The organism is Kaistia sp. UC242_56 (genome assembly GCF_044452255.1).
GTDB lineage: Bacteria > Pseudomonadota > Alphaproteobacteria > Rhizobiales > Kaistiaceae > Kaistia > Kaistia defluvii_A.
Window position 1 is genome coordinate 4,249,060 of the sequence record NZ_JBIOAN010000002.1, and the last position, 17,229, is coordinate 4,266,288.

At 67.5% G+C, this 17,229-nt stretch carries 14 protein-coding genes; 6 read left to right on the forward strand and 8 right to left on the reverse strand.

Translation table 11 applies throughout. From position 1 onward, the window contains the following. The first annotated feature begins 283 nt into the window (after positions 1-283). The gene (locus ACHMWQ_RS22715; RefSeq protein ID WP_026303994.1) at positions 284-559 is read left to right on the forward strand and encodes a DUF1153 domain-containing protein; all 276 of its coding nucleotides are present in this window, start codon (positions 284-286) and stop codon (positions 557-559) included. A 507-nt stretch (positions 560-1,066) separates the two neighbouring features. Here ACHMWQ_RS22715 and ACHMWQ_RS22720 read toward each other — a convergent pair. Continuing rightward, positions 1,067-1,768, reverse strand: coding sequence for a metal-dependent hydrolase (locus tag ACHMWQ_RS22720; RefSeq protein ID WP_396309221.1), 702 nt, complete (start codon positions 1,766-1,768; stop codon positions 1,067-1,069). A gap of 167 nt (positions 1,769-1,935) precedes the next feature. Between ACHMWQ_RS22720 and ACHMWQ_RS22725 the strand changes: the two genes are divergently transcribed. Then, complete coding sequence (locus tag ACHMWQ_RS22725; protein WP_396309514.1) at positions 1,936-2,550, forward strand: YqaA family protein; 615 nt, start codon at positions 1,936-1,938, stop codon at positions 2,548-2,550. Positions 2,551-2,558: 8 nt separating this feature from the next. Continuing rightward, complete coding sequence (gene ruvX / locus ACHMWQ_RS22730; RefSeq protein ID WP_396309222.1) at positions 2,559-3,086, forward strand: Holliday junction resolvase RuvX; 528 nt, start codon at positions 2,559-2,561, stop codon at positions 3,084-3,086. Here ruvX and ACHMWQ_RS22735 read toward each other — a convergent pair. The 3 genes from ACHMWQ_RS22735 to topA form a co-directional block, all read right to left on the reverse strand. Next, positions 3,065-4,708, reverse strand: a complete 1,644-nt coding sequence (locus tag ACHMWQ_RS22735; RefSeq protein WP_396309223.1) for an acyl-CoA dehydrogenase family protein — start codon at positions 4,706-4,708, stop codon at positions 3,065-3,067. The two genes, ruvX and ACHMWQ_RS22735, sit on opposite strands and share 22 nt — an antisense overlap. Positions 4,709-4,807: 99 nt before the next feature. Next, positions 4,808-7,195, reverse strand: coding sequence for a ribonuclease R (gene rnr / locus ACHMWQ_RS22740; protein WP_396309224.1), 2,388 nt, complete (start codon positions 7,193-7,195; stop codon positions 4,808-4,810). A 133-nt stretch (positions 7,196-7,328) separates the two neighbouring features. Next, positions 7,329-10,094, reverse strand: coding sequence for a type I DNA topoisomerase (topA, locus tag ACHMWQ_RS22745; protein WP_396309225.1), 2,766 nt, complete (start codon positions 10,092-10,094; stop codon positions 7,329-7,331). 240 nt (positions 10,095-10,334) lie between these two features. Between topA and ACHMWQ_RS22750 the strand changes: the two genes are divergently transcribed. Continuing rightward, positions 10,335-10,550, forward strand: a complete 216-nt coding sequence (locus tag ACHMWQ_RS22750; protein ID WP_396309226.1) for a hypothetical protein — start codon at positions 10,335-10,337, stop codon at positions 10,548-10,550. A 48-nt stretch (positions 10,551-10,598) separates the two neighbouring features. Here ACHMWQ_RS22750 and dprA read toward each other — a convergent pair whose 3' ends face one another. The 4 genes from dprA to ACHMWQ_RS22770 form a co-directional block, all read right to left on the reverse strand. Next, positions 10,599-11,909 carry a DNA-processing protein DprA gene (gene dprA, locus ACHMWQ_RS22755; RefSeq protein WP_396309227.1) on the reverse strand — a complete coding sequence of 437 codons (1,311 nt, stop codon included), beginning with the start codon at positions 11,907-11,909 and terminating at the stop codon, positions 10,599-10,601. A 1-nt stretch (position 11,910) separates the two neighbouring features. Beyond that, positions 11,911-12,528 (reverse strand): glycerol-3-phosphate 1-O-acyltransferase PlsY, encoded by a 618-nt coding sequence (gene plsY, locus ACHMWQ_RS22760; RefSeq protein WP_396309228.1) that lies wholly within the window; start codon positions 12,526-12,528, stop codon positions 11,911-11,913. 69 nt (positions 12,529-12,597) lie between these two features. Beyond that, positions 12,598-13,920, reverse strand: a complete 1,323-nt coding sequence (locus ACHMWQ_RS22765) for a dihydroorotase (RefSeq protein WP_396309229.1) — start codon at positions 13,918-13,920, stop codon at positions 12,598-12,600. Between the two features lie 7 nt (positions 13,921-13,927). Continuing rightward, on the reverse strand, positions 13,928-14,884 hold the full coding sequence (locus ACHMWQ_RS22770) for an aspartate carbamoyltransferase catalytic subunit (RefSeq protein ID WP_266330142.1): 957 nt from the start codon (positions 14,882-14,884) through the stop codon (positions 13,928-13,930). Positions 14,885-15,104: 220 nt separating this feature from the next. On the opposite strand from ACHMWQ_RS22770, the gene ACHMWQ_RS22775 reads away from it, so the two are divergent. Then, positions 15,105-15,554, forward strand: coding sequence for a DUF983 domain-containing protein (locus ACHMWQ_RS22775; RefSeq protein ID WP_396309230.1), 450 nt, complete (start codon positions 15,105-15,107; stop codon positions 15,552-15,554). Positions 15,555-15,970: 416 nt separating this feature from the next. Next, positions 15,971-17,173 carry an MFS transporter gene (locus tag ACHMWQ_RS22780; RefSeq protein WP_396309231.1) on the forward strand — a complete coding sequence of 401 codons (1,203 nt, stop codon included), beginning with the start codon at positions 15,971-15,973 and terminating at the stop codon, positions 17,171-17,173. Positions 17,174-17,229: the final 56 nt, after the last annotated feature.

A 17,229-nucleotide genomic window follows, 5' to 3' on the forward strand; every position in this document is an offset into this window, starting at 1 on the left:
CGGCAGAAACGCAGGAGGCGGCAGAGCCGCGTTAAGGGCGGGACTATAGCGGCGATCGCGTCATCTTCAAGGCGCAAGCGACGCCACAACCTGGAATGGGAGCGTCCCGGCGGCCCGGCATAGCTGCGGCGCTGGGGCGACCGGCCGTCGCGCCCGCGCGGATTTCGGGCGGCTGCAGGCGGTTGCAAACCTTACCGAAGCGTTGCCGGGGGCTTAGTCAATTTTTAAAGCCGACGTCGTAGTCTCGCCTTCGACAAGGTCAGGTTGAGTGTGTGAGAGTAGAATGACCGATCAAATGCGTCCGCGCGTCAAATATGTTATCGGACCGGACGGTAGTCCGCTTACGATTGCCGATTTGCCGCCGCGGGACACGAAACGTTGGGTTATCCGCCGTAAGGCAGAAGTTGTCGCGGCGGTGCGGGGGGGCCTGCTCAGCCTTGAAGAGGCGTGTCAGCGTTATACGTTGACCGTCGAGGAATTCATCTCCTGGCAGCAATCGATCGACCAGCACGGCCTTGCCGGGCTGCGGACGACGCGGATTCAGCAATATCGCCAGTAGATCGGGCAACCGGGCCACCGGTTGACCTTCAAAAGGACCAAGAGGCCGGCGGCAACGCCGGCCTTTTCTTTTGGATTTTTTGACGTGCCGCCGGTCGGTTGGCCGGGGGCGCCGGTTCGCCGTTCGACTCAAGAGAAACCCTCGCCACGGGAGCCACCCTCGGCCGTCATCCCGGCGAAGGCCGGGATCCAGACCCACCGGCTTGGACCAGAAGGTCGGATCAAATTCTGCTTGGCCAGTGTTTATGGGCCCCGGCCTGCGCCGGGGCGACGACCTGCCTGGGCGCGGGGGACAGCGGGCAACTTTGGAGCCTCTGCAAGGAGGCTCCTCCGAAAGAAGGTAAGCCGCATCCTCACCCTCCGCCGTCCTCCTCGCGGAAGCGAGGATCCATAGGGCCGGGGTTGCGGGAGGCTTGCACCCAACCCGGCTGAATGGATCCCGGGTCTTCGCCCGGGATGACGGCGAGCGTGGGGCGAGGGCGGAGCAAGTGAATACGCCAAACGCCCCTCAGAGCGTCAGCGTCTCGCCGATCGCCGGGACCGCCACCTTGGTGTCGGCGCCCTGCATGGCCTCGACGAAGACGTCGGCCGTCGCATCGAGCAGGCCGAACGTCGCATAGTGGCAAGGGATCACCGTCTCGAAATGGAAGAAGCGCCGCGCCGCGAGCGCCGCGACCTTGCCGCCCATGGTGAAACGGTCGCCGATCGGCAAAATGCCGATCTTCGGCTGGTAGATCTCGTCGATCAGCGCCATGTCGGAGAAGATGTCGGTATCGCCGGCGAGGTAGAGCGTCTTCTCGCCGGGGGCGGCGATGACAAGGCCATGCGGATGGCCGAGCGAATGCGAGACGCCGTTCTCGTCCAGCGTGGCGGAGGAATGGTGCGCCACCGTCATCGACACGCGGAACGCGCCCTGGTCGGTAGTCCCGCCCGTGTTCATCGGGTCGACCTTGGCGACGCCCTTATGGGCGAGGTAGCTGGCGAGATCCGCATCCGCCACCACCTTGGCGCCGGTCTTCGCCGCGATCGCGACCGTGTCGCCGAGGTGATCGCCATGGCCATGCGTCAGCAGGATATGCGTGACGCCGCGCGTCCAGGCTTCTTCATTGCCAGGAAAGCTCGGATTGCCGGTGAAGAACGGGTCGATCAGGATGACGGCGCCGTCGATCTCGACGCGAAAGGCCGAATGGCCGAGCCAGGTAAGCTGCATGGAGAGATTCATCCTTCTGTCGAATTTCAGCTCCAATATGGCGGCGGCGGGCCGATTAAACACCCCCGCGGGCGCGCAATCTTGCCGCGCCCCGGCGGGCTTGCTTGCCGCGCGCGGCATGATCCGTGATAAGGGCGGGTGAACCGACCGGAGGGAACGTGACGGACATGGAAGCAACCGCGCCGAAGGCCGCCCGCCCAGGGCTGATGAAGCGGCTCTTCGACCGATGCATGGAACTCTCGGCCGGGCCGCATGCGCTCTGGCTGCTGGCCGTGGTGTCCTTCGCCGAAGCGTCGTTCTTCCCGATTCCGCCCGATCCGATCCTCGCCGCCATCGTGCTGGCGCGGCGCGAGCGCGCCTGGATCGCGGCCCTGGTCTGCACGGTCTTCTCGGTTTTGGGCGGCCTTGCCGGCTATGCCATCGGCGCCGGGCTCTACGAGGCGATCGGCCAGCCGGTCATCGTCTTCTACAATCTGCAGGAAGCCTTCCATACCTTCCAGCTGCGCTTCGACGAATGGGGCGGCTGGATCATCGTCGCCAAGGGGCTGACGCCGATCCCGTTCAAGCTGGTGACGATCGCCTCGGGCGTGGCGCATCTGAACCTCGCCACCTTCATCATCGCCTGCATCATCACGCGCGGGCTGCGTTTCTTCCTGGTGGCGGGGCTGTTCTATGCCTTCGGGCCGCAGGCGCGCGCCATCATCGACCGGCATTTCTCGACGGTGATGATCGTCGGCACGATCGTCGTCATCCTCGGCTTCGTCGCCGTCATCTACATCTGAAGGCGGCCATGACCGGCACCATCCTGGATTTCGCGGAACTGCAGCAGGCGCTGCCGCCGGCCGCCGGCCTGATCGGCCTCGATCTCGGCACCAAGACGATCGGCGTCGCGATCTCGGATCTCGGCCGGCGCATCGCCTCGCCGCTGGTCCTGATCAACCGGGTGAAGTTCACCCAGGACGTCGAGGCCCTGATCAAGGTGATCCGCGAGCGCCAGGTCGCGGGCATCATCATCGGCCTGCCGCTCAACATGGACGGCTCGGAAGGCCCGCGCGCCCAGGCGACGCGCGCCTTCGTGCGCAATCTGCTGCCGAAGATCGACATCTCGGTGTCGTTCTGGGACGAGCGATTGTCGACCGTTGCGGTGACGCGCACGCTGCTCGAGGCCGACACCAGCCGCAAGCGGCGCGGCGAGCTGGTCGACAAGATGGCGGCCGCCTTCATCCTGCAGGGCGCGCTCGACCGCATGCAGAAGATCACGCGCGACATCCAGGACGCGCGCGATCTCGAGGACGATCAGCCCTTCGGGCAGATATAGTCGACAAAGGCGCGCGCATCGAAGCGCGCGTCGAGCATGCCATAGGTAGAACGCCACGGCTTGCCGAGGCGCGATTCCAGGAACGCATCGGCGATCACGGCCGGGAAGCGGCGGCGCATCGCGGCGGCGGCAACCGTCATGGCCAGCTGTTCGACCAGGATGCGGGCCGAGCCCTCATCGGCCAGCGCCACGGCGGTGGCGGCGCGCAGCACGTTGAGCGTCGAGCGCGCGGCCTGGCCGAGCCCGTCCTCGATCACCCGCAGCACTGCTTCGAGCGAATCCGAGGAGCGGCGCAGGATGCGCAGCACGTCGAGGCAGAGCACGTTGCCGGGGCCGTCGGCGAGCGCCGGCGCCAAGGCGTCGCGATAGAGCCGCGCCAGATGGCTCTCCTCGACGAAGCCGTTGCCGCCGGTGCACTCGATCGCCTCGGCGACCACGGACGGGGTCACCTTGGTGATCCAGTATTTCACCACGGGCGTCATCAGCCGCGCGAAGGCAGCCTCGAGCGGATCGTCATGCGAGCGGTCGACGGCTTCCGCCAGGCGGAAGGCGAGCGCCGCCGAAGCGGTGACGTCGAGCGCCAAGTCAGCCAGCACGCGGGTCATCAGCGGCTGGTCGAGCAGCGGCGCGCCGAAGGCCTTGCGGTGGCGCGCGTAATGCACGGCCTCGGCAAGTGCGGCGCGCGAAATTCCGGCCGAGGTGACGGCGCTGTCGACGCGGGTCAGCGTCACCGTCTCGTTGATGGTCGAGACGCCGCGCCCGGCCTCGCCGACCAAGAAGCCGGTCGTGCCGGGGAATTCGACCTCGGCGACCGCGTTGGAGCGGGTGCCGAGCTTGTCCTTGAGGCGCGCCAGGCGGATCGGGTTGCGCTTGCCGTCGGGCAGGAAGCGCGGCACAAGGAAGAAGGAGAGCCCTTCCAGCGTCTGCGCCAGCACCAGCAGCGCGTCGCTCATCGGCGCCGAAACGTACCATTTATGGCCGACGAGCCGGTGGCTGCCGTCGCCCGAGGCCTCGGCCCGCGTCGAATTGGAGCGAAGATCCGAGCCCCCCTGCTTCTCGGTCGTGGCGAAGGCGAACAGCGCGCCCGCCTTCTGCGCCGAGGGGATGACGCGCGAATCGTAGCGCCGCGAACGGATCATCGGCAGCCAGGTTTCGGCGAGCTTCGGCGCGTGCGCGAGCGCCGCGACGCTGGCGCTGGTCACCGACATCGCGCCAACATGGCCGGCCTCGACCTGCGCGGTCATGTAGATGCGGGCGGCACGGGCGACGGCGCGAACGCTGGCCTCGTCGCCGCTGGCGTCCCAGATCGACGCCTGCAGGCCTGCGGCCACGCTGCGCCGCATCAGGGCATGGTAGGCAGGGTGGAACTCGACCGTATCGGCGCGGCGCCCGGCAGCGTCATGCGTCTTCAGAACCGGCGGCACGGCGTTGGCCAGCCGCGCGAGATCGGCCATCTCGGCCGATCCCCATTGCTGACCATGGGTTGCAAGCCCCTCGACCACCGGCCGCGGCAGGCCCTCGACCAGGGCGGCCAGCACCGGGTCGGACGCATAAAGGTTCGCGCCGACGCGAAACGCGACCTGGTTGTTGACTTCGTGCGTCTCATAATCCGGCGAAACCATGCGTCTCCTGCCCCGTCCTCGGCCCGCGTCCCTTATGGCCCGCCAAGGTTAATAGGGGCAAAAGGCGCCGGTGTCTTGCCTCAAGGATTTGAGATTTTTCTAGCGCCGCTTGCCCCCCGGCCGACCCTTGAACGCCGCTCCGGCAGGACGCCCGCCGCGACCGCGGAACTCGCGCTCCACAACCTTGCGTTCTCCCTTGGGAAGCAGCTTGCCATCGGACATCAGCTCGAAGCGAAGCGCGCCGGCGACCGGCGCCACTTCGACCAGCTTGACGTCGACGCTGTCGCCCAGGCGGAACATCTCGCCATTGCGCGAGCCGATCACGGCCTGGCGCGCCTCGTCGAACTGGTAGAAGTCCGAGCCGATGGAGCCGATCGGCACGAAGCCATCGGCGCCGGTCTCGTCCAGCTTGACGAACAGGCCGGCGCGGGTGACGCCCGCGATGCGGCCATGGAACTGCGCGCCGATGCGATCGGCCAGCCAATGCGCCACGAGACGGTCGATGGTCTCGCGTTCGGCCGCCATGGCCCGGCGCTCGGCCGTCGAGATCTCCTCGGCGATCGCCGGGAGGTCCTTGTCCATGCCGTCCGGCAACCCGCCCTCGCCCATTTCCAGCGCCCGCACCAGCGCGCGATGCACCATCAGATCGGCATAGCGGCGGATCGGCGAGGTGAAATGCGCGTAGCGGCGCAGGTTGAGGCCGAAATGGCCGATATTGTCGGGGCTGTAGATCGCCTGGCTCTGCGAGCGCAGCACGACCTCGTTGACGAGGGCCGCGTGCTCGCTGTCCTTCACCCGTCCGAGGATGGTGTTGAAGTTGCTCGGGCGCAGATTGCCGCTCTTCGGCAGGTTCATCTCGATCGTGGCGAGGAATTCCCGCAGCGATTCGAGCTTGGCCAGCGAGGGCTGGTCATGCACGCGATAGACCAGCGGCGAACCCTTGCGCTCCAGCGTTTCCGCCGCCGCGACGTTCGCCTGGATCATGAACTCCTCGATCAGCTTGTGCGCGTCGAGGCGTTCGGGAATGACGATCTTGTCGATCGAGCCATCGGCGCCGACGATGACCTTGCGCTCGGGCAGGTCGAGATCGAGCGGCTCGCGATTGTCCCGGCCGCGCTTCATCACGGCATAGGCCGCCCAGAGCGGCTTCAGGATCGGCCCGAGCAGCGGCCCGGTCTTGTCGTCCGGCCGGCCGTCGATCGCGGCCTGCGCTTGGCTGTAGGAGAGCTTGGCCGCCGAACGCATCATGATGCGGTGGAACCAATGGAACTTCTTCTTGCCCTCGGCGGTGAACTGCATCCGCACGGCCAGCGCCGGGCGATCCTCGCCCTCGCGCAGCGAGCAGAGATCGTTCGAGATGCGCTCGGGCAGCATCGGCACGACGCGGTCGGGGAAATAGACCGAGTTACCGCGCTTCAGCGCCTCGCGGTCGAGCGCCGAATTCGGGCGCACATACCAGGCGACGTCGGCGATCGCGACGGTAACGAGGAAGCCACCGGGATTTTCCGGGTCGGTGTCCGGCTCGGCATAAACGGCGTCGTCATGGTCCTTGGCGTCGGCCGGATCGATGGTGACGAGCGGCACCTGCCGCCAGTCCTCGCGGCCGCCGGCGATCTTCGCCTGCTTGGCCTTCTCGGCGTCTTCCAGAACCTGCGGCGGGAAGATGTAGGGAATGTCGTGCGCATGGATGGCGATCATCGAGACCGCCTTCTCGCTCGACATGTCGCCGATGATCTCGACCACGCGCACGCGCGGCAGGCCGAAGCGCGACATGCGCTTGGCCTCGACCGAAACGAGATCGCCATTCTTGGCGCCGTTCAGGTCGTCGGCCTCGACTTCGGCTTCCTTCTGCTTGCGATCGACCGGCAGCACGCGGGCGCCGCCGGGCGTGATGCGGATGACGCCGAGGATGGAGGCGGCCCGCTTCTCCAGCACCTTGATGATGCGGCCGGTATGGGCGAAGCCGGTCTCTTCCAGGTCGGCGGCGTCGACATGCGACAGCACGCGGTCGCCGATGCCGGGCGCCGGAACCAGCGGCTTGCCGCGATTGAGACGGATCAGGATGCGCGGCGCGGCGCCATGGTCGGTGTCCCAGAGCGCGGGCTGGGCGACGAATTCGCCATGCTCATCGCGCTCGGTGATCAGCAGCACGGTGACGGGCGGGATATCGCCCGGACGCGACAGCTTCTTGCGGTTCTTCTCGACGAGGCCGTCCTCGCTCAATTCCTTGAGCGTGCGCTTCAGCGCGATGCGGGCGCCGCCGGAAATGCCGAAATGCTTCGAGATCTCGCGCTTGGTCGCCTTGCCGGGATGTTCGGCGATGAAGGCGAGGATCGCCTCGCGCGAGGGCATGCCGTTGGCAGGCGGGGCGACGGGGGCGACCGGCTTGCCGGAGGCCTTGGCGAAGGCTGCGGAACGCGTCGCGGATCTCGCGCCGGGCGTCCGGACCTTGGCGGCTTTGGGGGGAGTATCTGGCTTCTTGGCCAAGTAAATTATGTCCAGTTCGGAATGGGGGCGGCCGGGACTGCGCCCGGCCTCTCCCAAGGGGGAGAAATGAGAATGGCCGGCTGTGTCCATTCTGGCAACAGCCGGCCTCGAGAATGCGTGACGCGGCGGCCGGCTACTCGGCGTCGGCCTCGGCAGGCGATTTCTTTGTCGCGGTCTTCTTCGCGGCCGGCTTCTTGGCGGCAGCCTTCTTGGCAGGAGCCTTCTTCGGCGTGTCTTCCGACACGCCGTCGCCATCCGCGACCTTGGCAGCGGCCTTCTTCGCCGGGGCCTTCTTCGCGGTGGTCTTGGCTTCCGCCTTCGGCTTTGCAGCCGCGCGCGTCTTCTTGACCGGAGCCTTGCCCGCCTTCTCGGCGATCAGGGCGACGGCTTCGTCGAGCGAAACGGTTTCCGGCGGCAAGGCCTTCGGCAGCGTGGCGTTGACGGCGCCATGCTTCACATAGGGGCCATACTTGCCGGCATGCACGGTGATCGGGCCGCCCAGGGTCGGGTGATCGCCCAGCGTCTTGATCGGCTCGGCGCCGGCGCGGGCCGGCCGTCCGCCGCGCGCCTTCTTCTCGGCGATGACGTCGACGGCGCGGTTGATGCCGACGACGAACACCTCGTCGACGCTGTCGAGATTGGCGTATTTGCCGTCATGCAGCAGGAACGGACCGTAACGCCCGATACCGGCCTGGATCGGCTTGCCGTCCTCGGGATGGATACCGACGTCGCGCGGCAGCGACAGCAGCGCGAGCGCCTTGTCGAGGTCGAGCGTCGCGGCTTCCCAGCCCTTGGGCAGCGAGGCGCGCTTCGGCTTTTCCTTGCCTTCGGGTTCGCCGAGCTGGACGTAGGGACCGAAACGGCCGCTGCGCAGCGTGACGTCGAGACCCGTCGCCGGATCCTTGCCCAGCACCTTCGAACCCTCGGCGCCGAGCACCGAACCGTTTTCGCCATTCTCGCCCGGCGTCGCATCGTCGCCGGAGGCCACGAGCTGGCGGGTGAAGCGGCATTCCGGATAGTTCGAGCAGCCGATGAAGGCGCCGAACTTGCCGAGCTTCAGCGACAGGCGGCCGGCGCCGCAGGACGGGCAGGTGCGCGGATCGCCGCCATCGGCGCGCGCCGGGAAAATGTGGGGCCCAAGCAGGTCGTTCAGCGCGTCCAGAACCTGCGTGACGCGCAGTTCCTTGGTCTCGCCGACATCGGCGGCGAAACGCTGCCAGAATTCGCGCAGCACGTCCTTCCAGGCGATCTCGCCGGCCGAGATCTGGTCGAGCTTCTCTTCCAGATCGGCGGTGAAATCATATTCGACATAGCGGGCAAAGAAGCTCTGCAGGAACGCCGTGACCAGGCGGCCCTTGTCCTCGGGCACGAGGCGCTTCTTGTCGAGGCGGACATATTCGCGGTCGCGCAGCACGGTCAGCGTCGCGGCATAGGTCGAGGGACGGCCGATGCCGAGCTCTTCCATGCGCTTCACCAGCGTCGCTTCGCTGTAGCGCGGCGGCGGCTCGGTGAAATGCTGGGTGGCGGCGATCGCCTTCTTGGTCAGGCTCTCGGCCTTCTCCATGCGCGGCAGGCGGCCTTCGTCCTCGTCGCCCTCCTCGTCCTTGTCCTCATTATAGAGAGCGAGGAAGCCGTCGAAGGTCATGACCTGCCCGGAGGCGCGCAGGTCGATCTTGCGGCCGCCGGCTTCGACGAGAATGTCGACGGCGGTGCGCTGCATCTCCGCCGATTCCATCTGGCTGGCGACGGTGCGCTTCCAGATCAGCTCGTAGAGGCGGGCCTGGTCCTGCTCGACATAGCGGGCGACGTCGCGCGGACGGCGGGTCGGGTCGGTCGGGCGGATCGCCTCATGCGCTTCCTGGGCGTTCTTCGCCTTGGTCTGGTAGCGGCGCGGCGCGTCCGGCAGGTGCTTGGCCGAGAAATCGGTGCCGATCACGCCGCGGACAGCGGCAACCGCCTCCGGCGCCATGTCGACGCCGTCGGTACGCATATAGGTGATGAGACCGACCGTCTCGCCGCTGAGCTCGACGCCCTCATAGAGGCGCTGCGCCAGCTGCATGGTGCGGTTCGGCGCGAAGCCGAGCTTGCGGCTCGCCTCCTGCTGCAGGGTCGAGGTGGTGAAGGGCGCGAAGGGATGGCGCTTGGCCGGCTTCGACTCGATCTCGGCCACCGTATAGCGGCCGGCGTCGAGCGCCGCGCGAAACGCCTCGGCCTCCTCGGCAGTGCCGACGTCGAGGCGGCTGATCTTCTTGCCGTCGGCGCCGACCAGGCGGGCCTGGAACTCGTCGCCGCGCGGCGTCGCCAGCGTCGCCAGCAGCGACCAGTATTCGCGCGGCTTGAAGATCTCGATCTCGTTCTCGCGGTCGCAGACGAGGCGGAGCGCCACGGACTGGACGCGGCCGGCCGAGCGGGCGCCCGGCAGCTTGCGCCACAGCACCGGCGACAGCGTAAAGCCGACCAGATAGTCGAGCGCCCGGCGCGCCAGATAGGCGTCGACCAGCGCCACGTCGATCGGACGCGGGTTCTTCATCGCCTCGAGGACGGCCTGCTTGGTGATCGCGTTGAACACCACGCGCTCGACCGGCTTGTCCTTGATCGCCCGCTTCTGCTTCAGGACTTCGAGAACGTGCCAGGAAATGGCCTCGCCTTCGCGATCCGGGTCGGTTGCAAGAATGATGCGGTCGGCGGCCTTGGCGGCGGCGGCCATGTCGACAAGGCGCTTGGCGGACTTCGGGTCCGCCTCCCAGCTCATCGCGAAGTCCTCGTCCGGCAGCACCGAGCCGTCCTTCGACGGCAGGTCGCGGACATGGCCGTAGGACGCCACGACGTGATAGTCGGAGCCGAGGTACTTGTTGATCGTTTTCGCCTTTGCAGGCGATTCCACGATGACGAGATTCATCAATGCCATTTACGAAAAGGCCGGACGAGCCACGAAAACCCGATCCGACGAGAATTGGAACAAGGCGGAAATCCCGCCGGCCCACGGTGTGGGCGCATTCGGGCTGGACAATCCCGGAAAGCACCCTGACTGTCAATGAAGGCTGTCACGCCAAGCGACGCTGCACCAGATGGTTGCATTGGGTTGCAAACGCAACTATATGAGAGTCGATGCACGCCTTGCAACAATCGAGGTATGGATATGGGGTGGCAACCGGAAGATACCAGCCGCGACGGCATAGCACCCAACATCGCCACGGCCGACCTGCGTCATGCGAAGGCCCGCTACATCGCCGAGATGACGAGGGAGCTGCGCAGCATGGCCTCCGGCGCGGGGATGGAGTTTCTCTCCTACCTGCTCGCCGTCTCGGAAGAAGAAGCCCGGCAGGAAAGCCAGCGCCCGGGCCATCCCGGATAGCCCGGCGCCGCTCAGGCGCCTGACGGAGACGCCCGGGCCCCAGTTGGCCTAGTGCAGCAGCGAGACGCGCTGGCCGGCGTGGTGCTCGATCCGGCCGGCCAGGTCCAGTTCCAATAGCAGCATCTGCACCAGCGCCGCCGACAGGCCGGTGAACCGAATCAGGGCGTCGATCTCGGTCGGCGCCGGCCCCAGAGCCTCGACCAGCCGGTCGCGATCCCGGTCGTGCTGCGCGGCATCCGGCACAACCGCGCGCGGCCCCTCGTTCGCCATGCCCGGCCGGGACGCGGCGTGGCGGGTTGTGCCCTCCCGCGCCGACGCCTCGTCGTCCGGCATGGCGTCGGCATCCAGCCTGTCGTCCGCATCGAGGAATGACGCCCCGTCGAAGCGACGCTCCGCCAGACCGTCGCTACCGCCGACCGGCCAGCCGGCTTGCGGCGCGAAGGCGCGGCCCAGCATCGGCGCGACGATCTCCAGCACGTCGGCGGCTTCGGTAACGAGATGCGCGCCCTGCTTGATCAGCTGGTTGGTGCCGGCGGCGCGCGGATCGAGCGGCGACCCCGGAACGGCGAACACCGCCCTGCCCTGTTCGCCGGCGAGCCGCGCGGTGATCAGCGATCCAGAACGCTGCGCCGCCTCGACGATGACCGTGCCCGACGCCATGCCGGCGACGAGCCGGTTGCGGCGGGGAAAATCGCGCGAGCGCGGCTCCCAGCCGAGCGGCATTTCCGAGACATGCGCCCCGCCGCTTTCCAGGATGCGGTCGGCCAGCGCGGCGTTTTCCGGCGGATAGAGCCGGTCGAGCCCGCCCGCGAAGACCGCGACAGTGCCGCCATCCAGCGCCGCCTCATGCGCCGCCGCGTCGATGCCGCGCGCCAGGCCCGAAGCGATGACGAAGCCGCCATCGCCGAGATCGCGCGCCAGACGCTGCGCCAGCCGGCAGCCGACCACCGAGGCGCTGCGCGCGCCGACAATGGCGATCATCGGCTTCTCCAGCACGGCGAGGCTGCCGCGAACCGAGAGAAGCGGCGGGGCGGCATCGATCGCCTTCAGCCAGGCGGGATACCCCGCCTCGCGAATCCCCACGAACTGGCCGCCGAGGCGGGAAAGCTGGTCGATCTCGCGCTCGGCTTCCGTGCGGCTGGCAATGCGGACGCGTCGGCCGCTGCGGGCGGCGAGTTCGGGCAGCCCTTCGAGAGCGGCGACGGCCGAGCCGAAATGGCGGATCAGCTCGCGGAAGGTGACGGGTCCGACATTCTCGCTTCGGATCAGCTGCAGCCAGGCGGCGCGCTCGTCGTCGCTCAGGCGAACGTCGGCGGGCCGTCCAGCGTCGCGGGGAGAACCATTTTCCCCGCGCGCCATGTCAGCCCTTCTGGCCGATGCGGCTCTCGGTGCCGCCGAGCAGCCGCCGGATGTTGGTGCTGTGCTTGAGGATCAGGATTACTGCCAGAACCGCGAACAGCCCCCCCTTCGGGATGTCGCCGGTCGCCAGCAGCACGATCGGCACGAGGACACTCGCCACCAGCGCCGCGAGCGAGGAATAGCGGGCGATATAGGCGACCGCGATCCAGACCGCCGCGAACAGCAGCGCCATCGGCCAGGCGAGGCCGATCAGCACGCCGAGATAGGTGGCGACGCCCTTGCCGCCCTTGAAGCGCAGCCAGACGGAGAAGATGTGGCCGAGAAAGGCGCCAAGTCCCGCCAGGAGCGCCGCTTCCGGCCCCCAGAAATGACCGGCCAGCAGCACGGCGACGGTGCCCTTCAGCGCATCGCCGATCAGCGTCGCGGCGGCCAGCTTCTTGTTGCCGGTGCGCAGAACGTTGGTGGCGCCGATATTGCCCGAGCCGATCGAGCGGATGTCGCCGAGGCCGGCGAAGCGCGTCAGGATCAGCCCGAACGGGATCGAGCCCAGGAGATAGCCAAGCACCAGCGCCGCCACGGCGAGCGACGCACTTAAGTCCCAGCCAACCGGCTGCGGCATGGCAGGATTCCCCCGAACTCGAAAAGATGGCGCGGTGCCTGGGAAATCCAGCCACCGGGAAACGTGAAATCAGTCGCCAGCGTATGCGTAGACGGTCCGGCCTGCAACGATTGTCCGGAGCACGCGGCCCTCGAAGCGCGCGCCTTCGAACGGCGTGTTCTTGGAGCGCGAGCGCAGCTTCTCGCCGTCGCAGATCCAGGGCATCGCCGAATCGACCAGGATGATGTCGGCGGGCGCGCCCGGCGTCAGCTTGCCCCCCGGCAGGCCGAGCAGTTCCGCCGGCCGGGTCGAAAGCGCACGCGCTACCGTCAGCAGGTCGACATCGCCATTGTTGACGAGGCGCAGCGTCGCCGCGAGCAGGGTTTCGAGCCCGACCGCGCCGTCGGCGGCTTCCGCGAAGGGATGGCGCTTGGTGTCGACGTCCTGCGGATCATGGCTGGAGACGATCACATCGATCGAGCCGTCGGCGACGCCCTCGATCATCGCCTGGCGGTCATCTTCCGAACGAAGCGGCGGCGACAGCCGGAAGAAGGTGCGATAGGGGCCGATATCGAGCTCGTTCAGCGCCAGATGCGTCGCCGAGACGCCGCAGGAGACGGCGAGCCCCGCCTTCTTGGCGCGGCGGATGATATCGAGCGATTCCGCGCAACTGATCTGCGCCGCGTGGTAGCGGCCACGCGTCAGCGCCGCGAGGCGAATGTCGCGCTCCAGCATGATGATCTCGGCTTCCTTCGGAATGCCGGAAAGGCCGAGCCGGGTCGCCGTCTCGCCTTCGTTCATCACGCCCGAGCCGGTCAGGTCCGGATCGGCCGGGTGGTGCATGATCAGCGCGCCGAAATCGCGGGCATAGGTCAGCGCCCGGCGCAGCACCAGCGCATTGGTGATCGAGTGCCGCCCATCGGTGAAGCCGACGGCGCCGGCATCCTGCAACAGGCCGAACTCCGTCATCTCCCGGCCCTTCAGGCCCTTGGTGATGGCGGCCATCGGCATGACGTTGACCAGCGCCGTGTCGCGCGTGCGGCGGGCGATGAAGTCGACCAGCGCCACGTCGTCGATCACGGGATCGGTGTCCGGCATCATGATGACGGTGGTGACGCCGCCGGCGGCGGCCGACTGGCCGGCCGAGGCGAAGGTCTCGCGATGCTCGCCGCCCGGCTCGCCGATGAAGACGCGCATGTCGATCAGGCCGGGCATGACGGCTGCGCCGCGGCAATCGACGATCTCGGCGCCATCCGGTACGGCGGCGTTGTCCGCCTCCGGTCCAGCCGCCACGATCACGCCATCGGCGATGATGACGGAGCCGCGCGCGTCGAGCTTGCGCGACGGGTCGATGACGCGCGCATTGGCGAGCACCAGCGGGCGTTGGGTTTCTTTCAGGCGATCCGGCATCATCTCGCCCTCATCCGTTCGGAAGGTTCTGGGCGAGTGCCTCGAGCACCGCCATGCGCACCGCGACGCCCATCTCGACCTGGTCGCGGATCAGGCTCTGCGGCCCGTCGGCGATGGCCGAGTCGATCTCGACGCCCCGGTTCATCGGGCCGGGATGCATGACCAGCGCGCCGGGCCGAGCATAGGCCAGCTTCTCCGCATCGAGACCGAAGAAGTGGAAATATTCGCGCACCGAAGGCACGAAGGAACCATCCATGCGCTCGCGCTGCAGGCGCAGCATCATGACGATGTCGACATCCTTCAGACCCTTGCGCATGTCGGTGAAGATCTCGACGCCGAGACGGTCGAGCCCCTTCGGCAGCAGCGTCGACGGCCCGATGCAGCGCACCCGGGCGCCGAGCGCGTTCAGCAGCATGATGTTGGAGCGGGCGACACGCGAATGCAGGATGTCGCCGCAGATCGCCACCGTCAGGTCGTGGATCGGCCCCTTGTGGCGGCGGATAGTCAGCGCATCGAGCAGCGCCTGGGTCGGATGCTCATGCGCGCCGTCGCCGGCATTGATCACCGAGCAGCCGACCTTCTGCGCCAAGAGGTGAACCGCGCCGGCCGCGTGGTGGCGGACCACCAGGATGTCGGGGTTCATGGCGTTCAGCGTCATCGCCGTATCGATCAGCGTCTCGCCCTTCTTCACCGAGGACGAGCCGACCGACATGTTCATGACGTCGGCGCCGAGGCGCTTTCCGGCGAGCTCGAACGAGGATTGCGTCCGCGTCGAGGCCTCGAAGAACAGGTTGATCTGCGTGCGGCCGCGCAGGACGGCCTTCTTCTTCTCGACCTGTCGGCTGACTTCGACCGCCTCTTCGGCGAGATCGAGAAGGGCGATGATCTCCGCGGGCAGGAGACCTTCAATGCCTAGCAGGTGGCGATGCGCGAACACTGCGGCGGGACTGGCTTTGAGCTCATTCATTGAAGCGACCCCTATATTGACTTCCGCCCCGGGCGACAAGACCGGCGGGCCTTTCGCTGTGTGTTTTGCACGCCCGCCGACGCCGCGCCAGACGAAGGTTTGATGCCGCGCCGACGGTGCAGATGCGCGGGCGAAGGCGGAGCCGGCCGCGCGGTGGATTGCCGCGTCGGCTTGTATCCCCCGGCGCAGGCGCGATATTAGCCGCGTCAAGGAGAAGCCGATGAACGAGTGGACCAGCAGTTCCGAAGCGACCGTCCGCCCGCAGCGTTCGTTGTGGCAGGCGATGTCGCGCGGTTTCTTCTGCCGCTGCCCGGCCTGCGGCAAGGGCCGGATGTTCAACGGCTATCTCACCGTCGCCAATGCCTGCGACGTTTGCGGCGAGGACCTGTCGCACCAGCGCGCCGACGACGCCCCGCCCTATTTCACCATCACCATCGTCGCCCACATCGTGGTGCCGCTGATGCTGATCGTCGAAATGGCCTGGCATCTCTCCAACATGACGCATCTGGCGATCTGGCTGCCGCTGACGGCGGTCCTGACGCTCGGCCTGCTGCGGCCGATCAAGGGCGCCATCGTCGGGCTGCAATGGGCGCTCTACATGCACGGCTTCGACCCCGACGGCGACGCCGACGACCACGCACCGGAAGCATGGCGCGCCGATTCGGGCTAAGGGCCGGACGGTCTTAAAATGCGAAAGCCGGCTTTCGGACAAAGTCCGGCCTCACCCTGATCCCATCCGTCATACAGGATCCCGACTGGCTCGAAGAGCAGCGCTCCCCTTCACCTCTCCCTGAGGGAGAGGTCGACGGCGGAGCCGGCGGGTGGGGGTTTACGGCCTCACCGCTCAGGCTCCCGGCGGCATGTTGTTCTATCCGGATGGTTCCCTAAACCCTCACCCGGAGCTGCGCTCCGACCGCTCCCTCCGGGAGAGGTGAAGTTCAAGTTTGACACCATGAACCCTGCTCCTGCTCCCGATCCGACACGGGCTGAACCAGCCTCCCCCTCTCGACCCCAGCCGGCGCAGCGTCTAGAACGGCGCCGTCCTTTAACGACACAGCGCTGCAATTCAGTATCCGAGGCGAATACATGACCATGGCATCCGGGCGGCGGACCGATGGCGGCGGCACGATCGGCCTCGTCGCGGCGATCGGATCCGTCGCGGCCGTCGGCCTCGGCTTCTCGATCACGCTGCCGCTCCTGGCGCTGACGCTGGAAGACCGGGGCATTTCCTCGACCTGGATCGGCATCAACACCGCCACCTGGGGCCTGGCCGCGATCGCCGTCACCCCGTTCGTCTCGAAGCTCGCCGCCCGAATCGGCACGGCGCAATTGCTGGCGCTGGCGATCCTCACCCTCGCAGCCGCCCTGCCCCTCTTCTATATCGCGCCCTTCTGGGCCTGGTTCCTGCTGCGCCTGGTCGGCGGCGCGGCCGTCACCACCACCTTCGTGCTGTCGGAATTCTGGATCAGCTCGGCAGCGCCGCCCGCCCGGCGCGGCATCGTCATGGGCATCTATGCCTCGGTGCTTTCCGGCGGCTTCGCGCTCGGCCCGGTGATTCTGTCGCTGACCGGCACGCAGGGCATGCTGCCCTTCCTGATCGGCTCCGGCGTGCTGACGCTCGGCATCATTCCCGTGCTGTGCGGCTTGCCCGTCGCGCCCAAGCTCGACCGCCGCGAAAAGCACTCCTTCGGCCGCTTCCTGTTCCTGGCGCCCGCCGCCACCGGCGCCGCGCTGCTGTTCGGCACGATCGAGACCGGCGCCTTCGCGCTGCTGCCGATCTATGGCCAGCGCGTCGGCCATACGCGCGAGCTGGTCATCCTGCTCGGCATCGGCGTCACGATCGGCAACATTCTGCTGCAGATGCCGATGGGCATGCTGTCGGACCGGATGGACCGGCGGAAGCTGTTGATGATCATCGCCGCCTTTGGCATGCTCGGCGCGGCGATCCTGCCGCTGGTGGCCGCCTCGTTCTGGCCGCTGATGATCGCTCTGGCGATCTGGGGCGGCGTCATCGGCTCGCTCTATACGGTGGGCCTTGCCCATCTCGGCTCGCGCTTCACCGGCTCGGACCTGGCCGCCGCCAACGCCGCCTTCGTCTTCTGCTATTCGCTGGGCGGGCTCGTCGGCCCGGCGACCCTGGGCGTCGCGATGGATGTCTGGAATCCGCACGGCTTCGCCATCGGAATCGGCCTGTTCTTCGCCGCCTATCTCGCCATGCTGATCATTCGGATCGGGCTGGCGCGCCTTCCCAAGGCAGTTTCCAAGGGAGTGTCCAAGAAGCTTTCTTGACTTTCAGTTCTGAATCCGTAGGGTGCGCGCACAAAGGCGCCGGGCCAGTTCCAGCT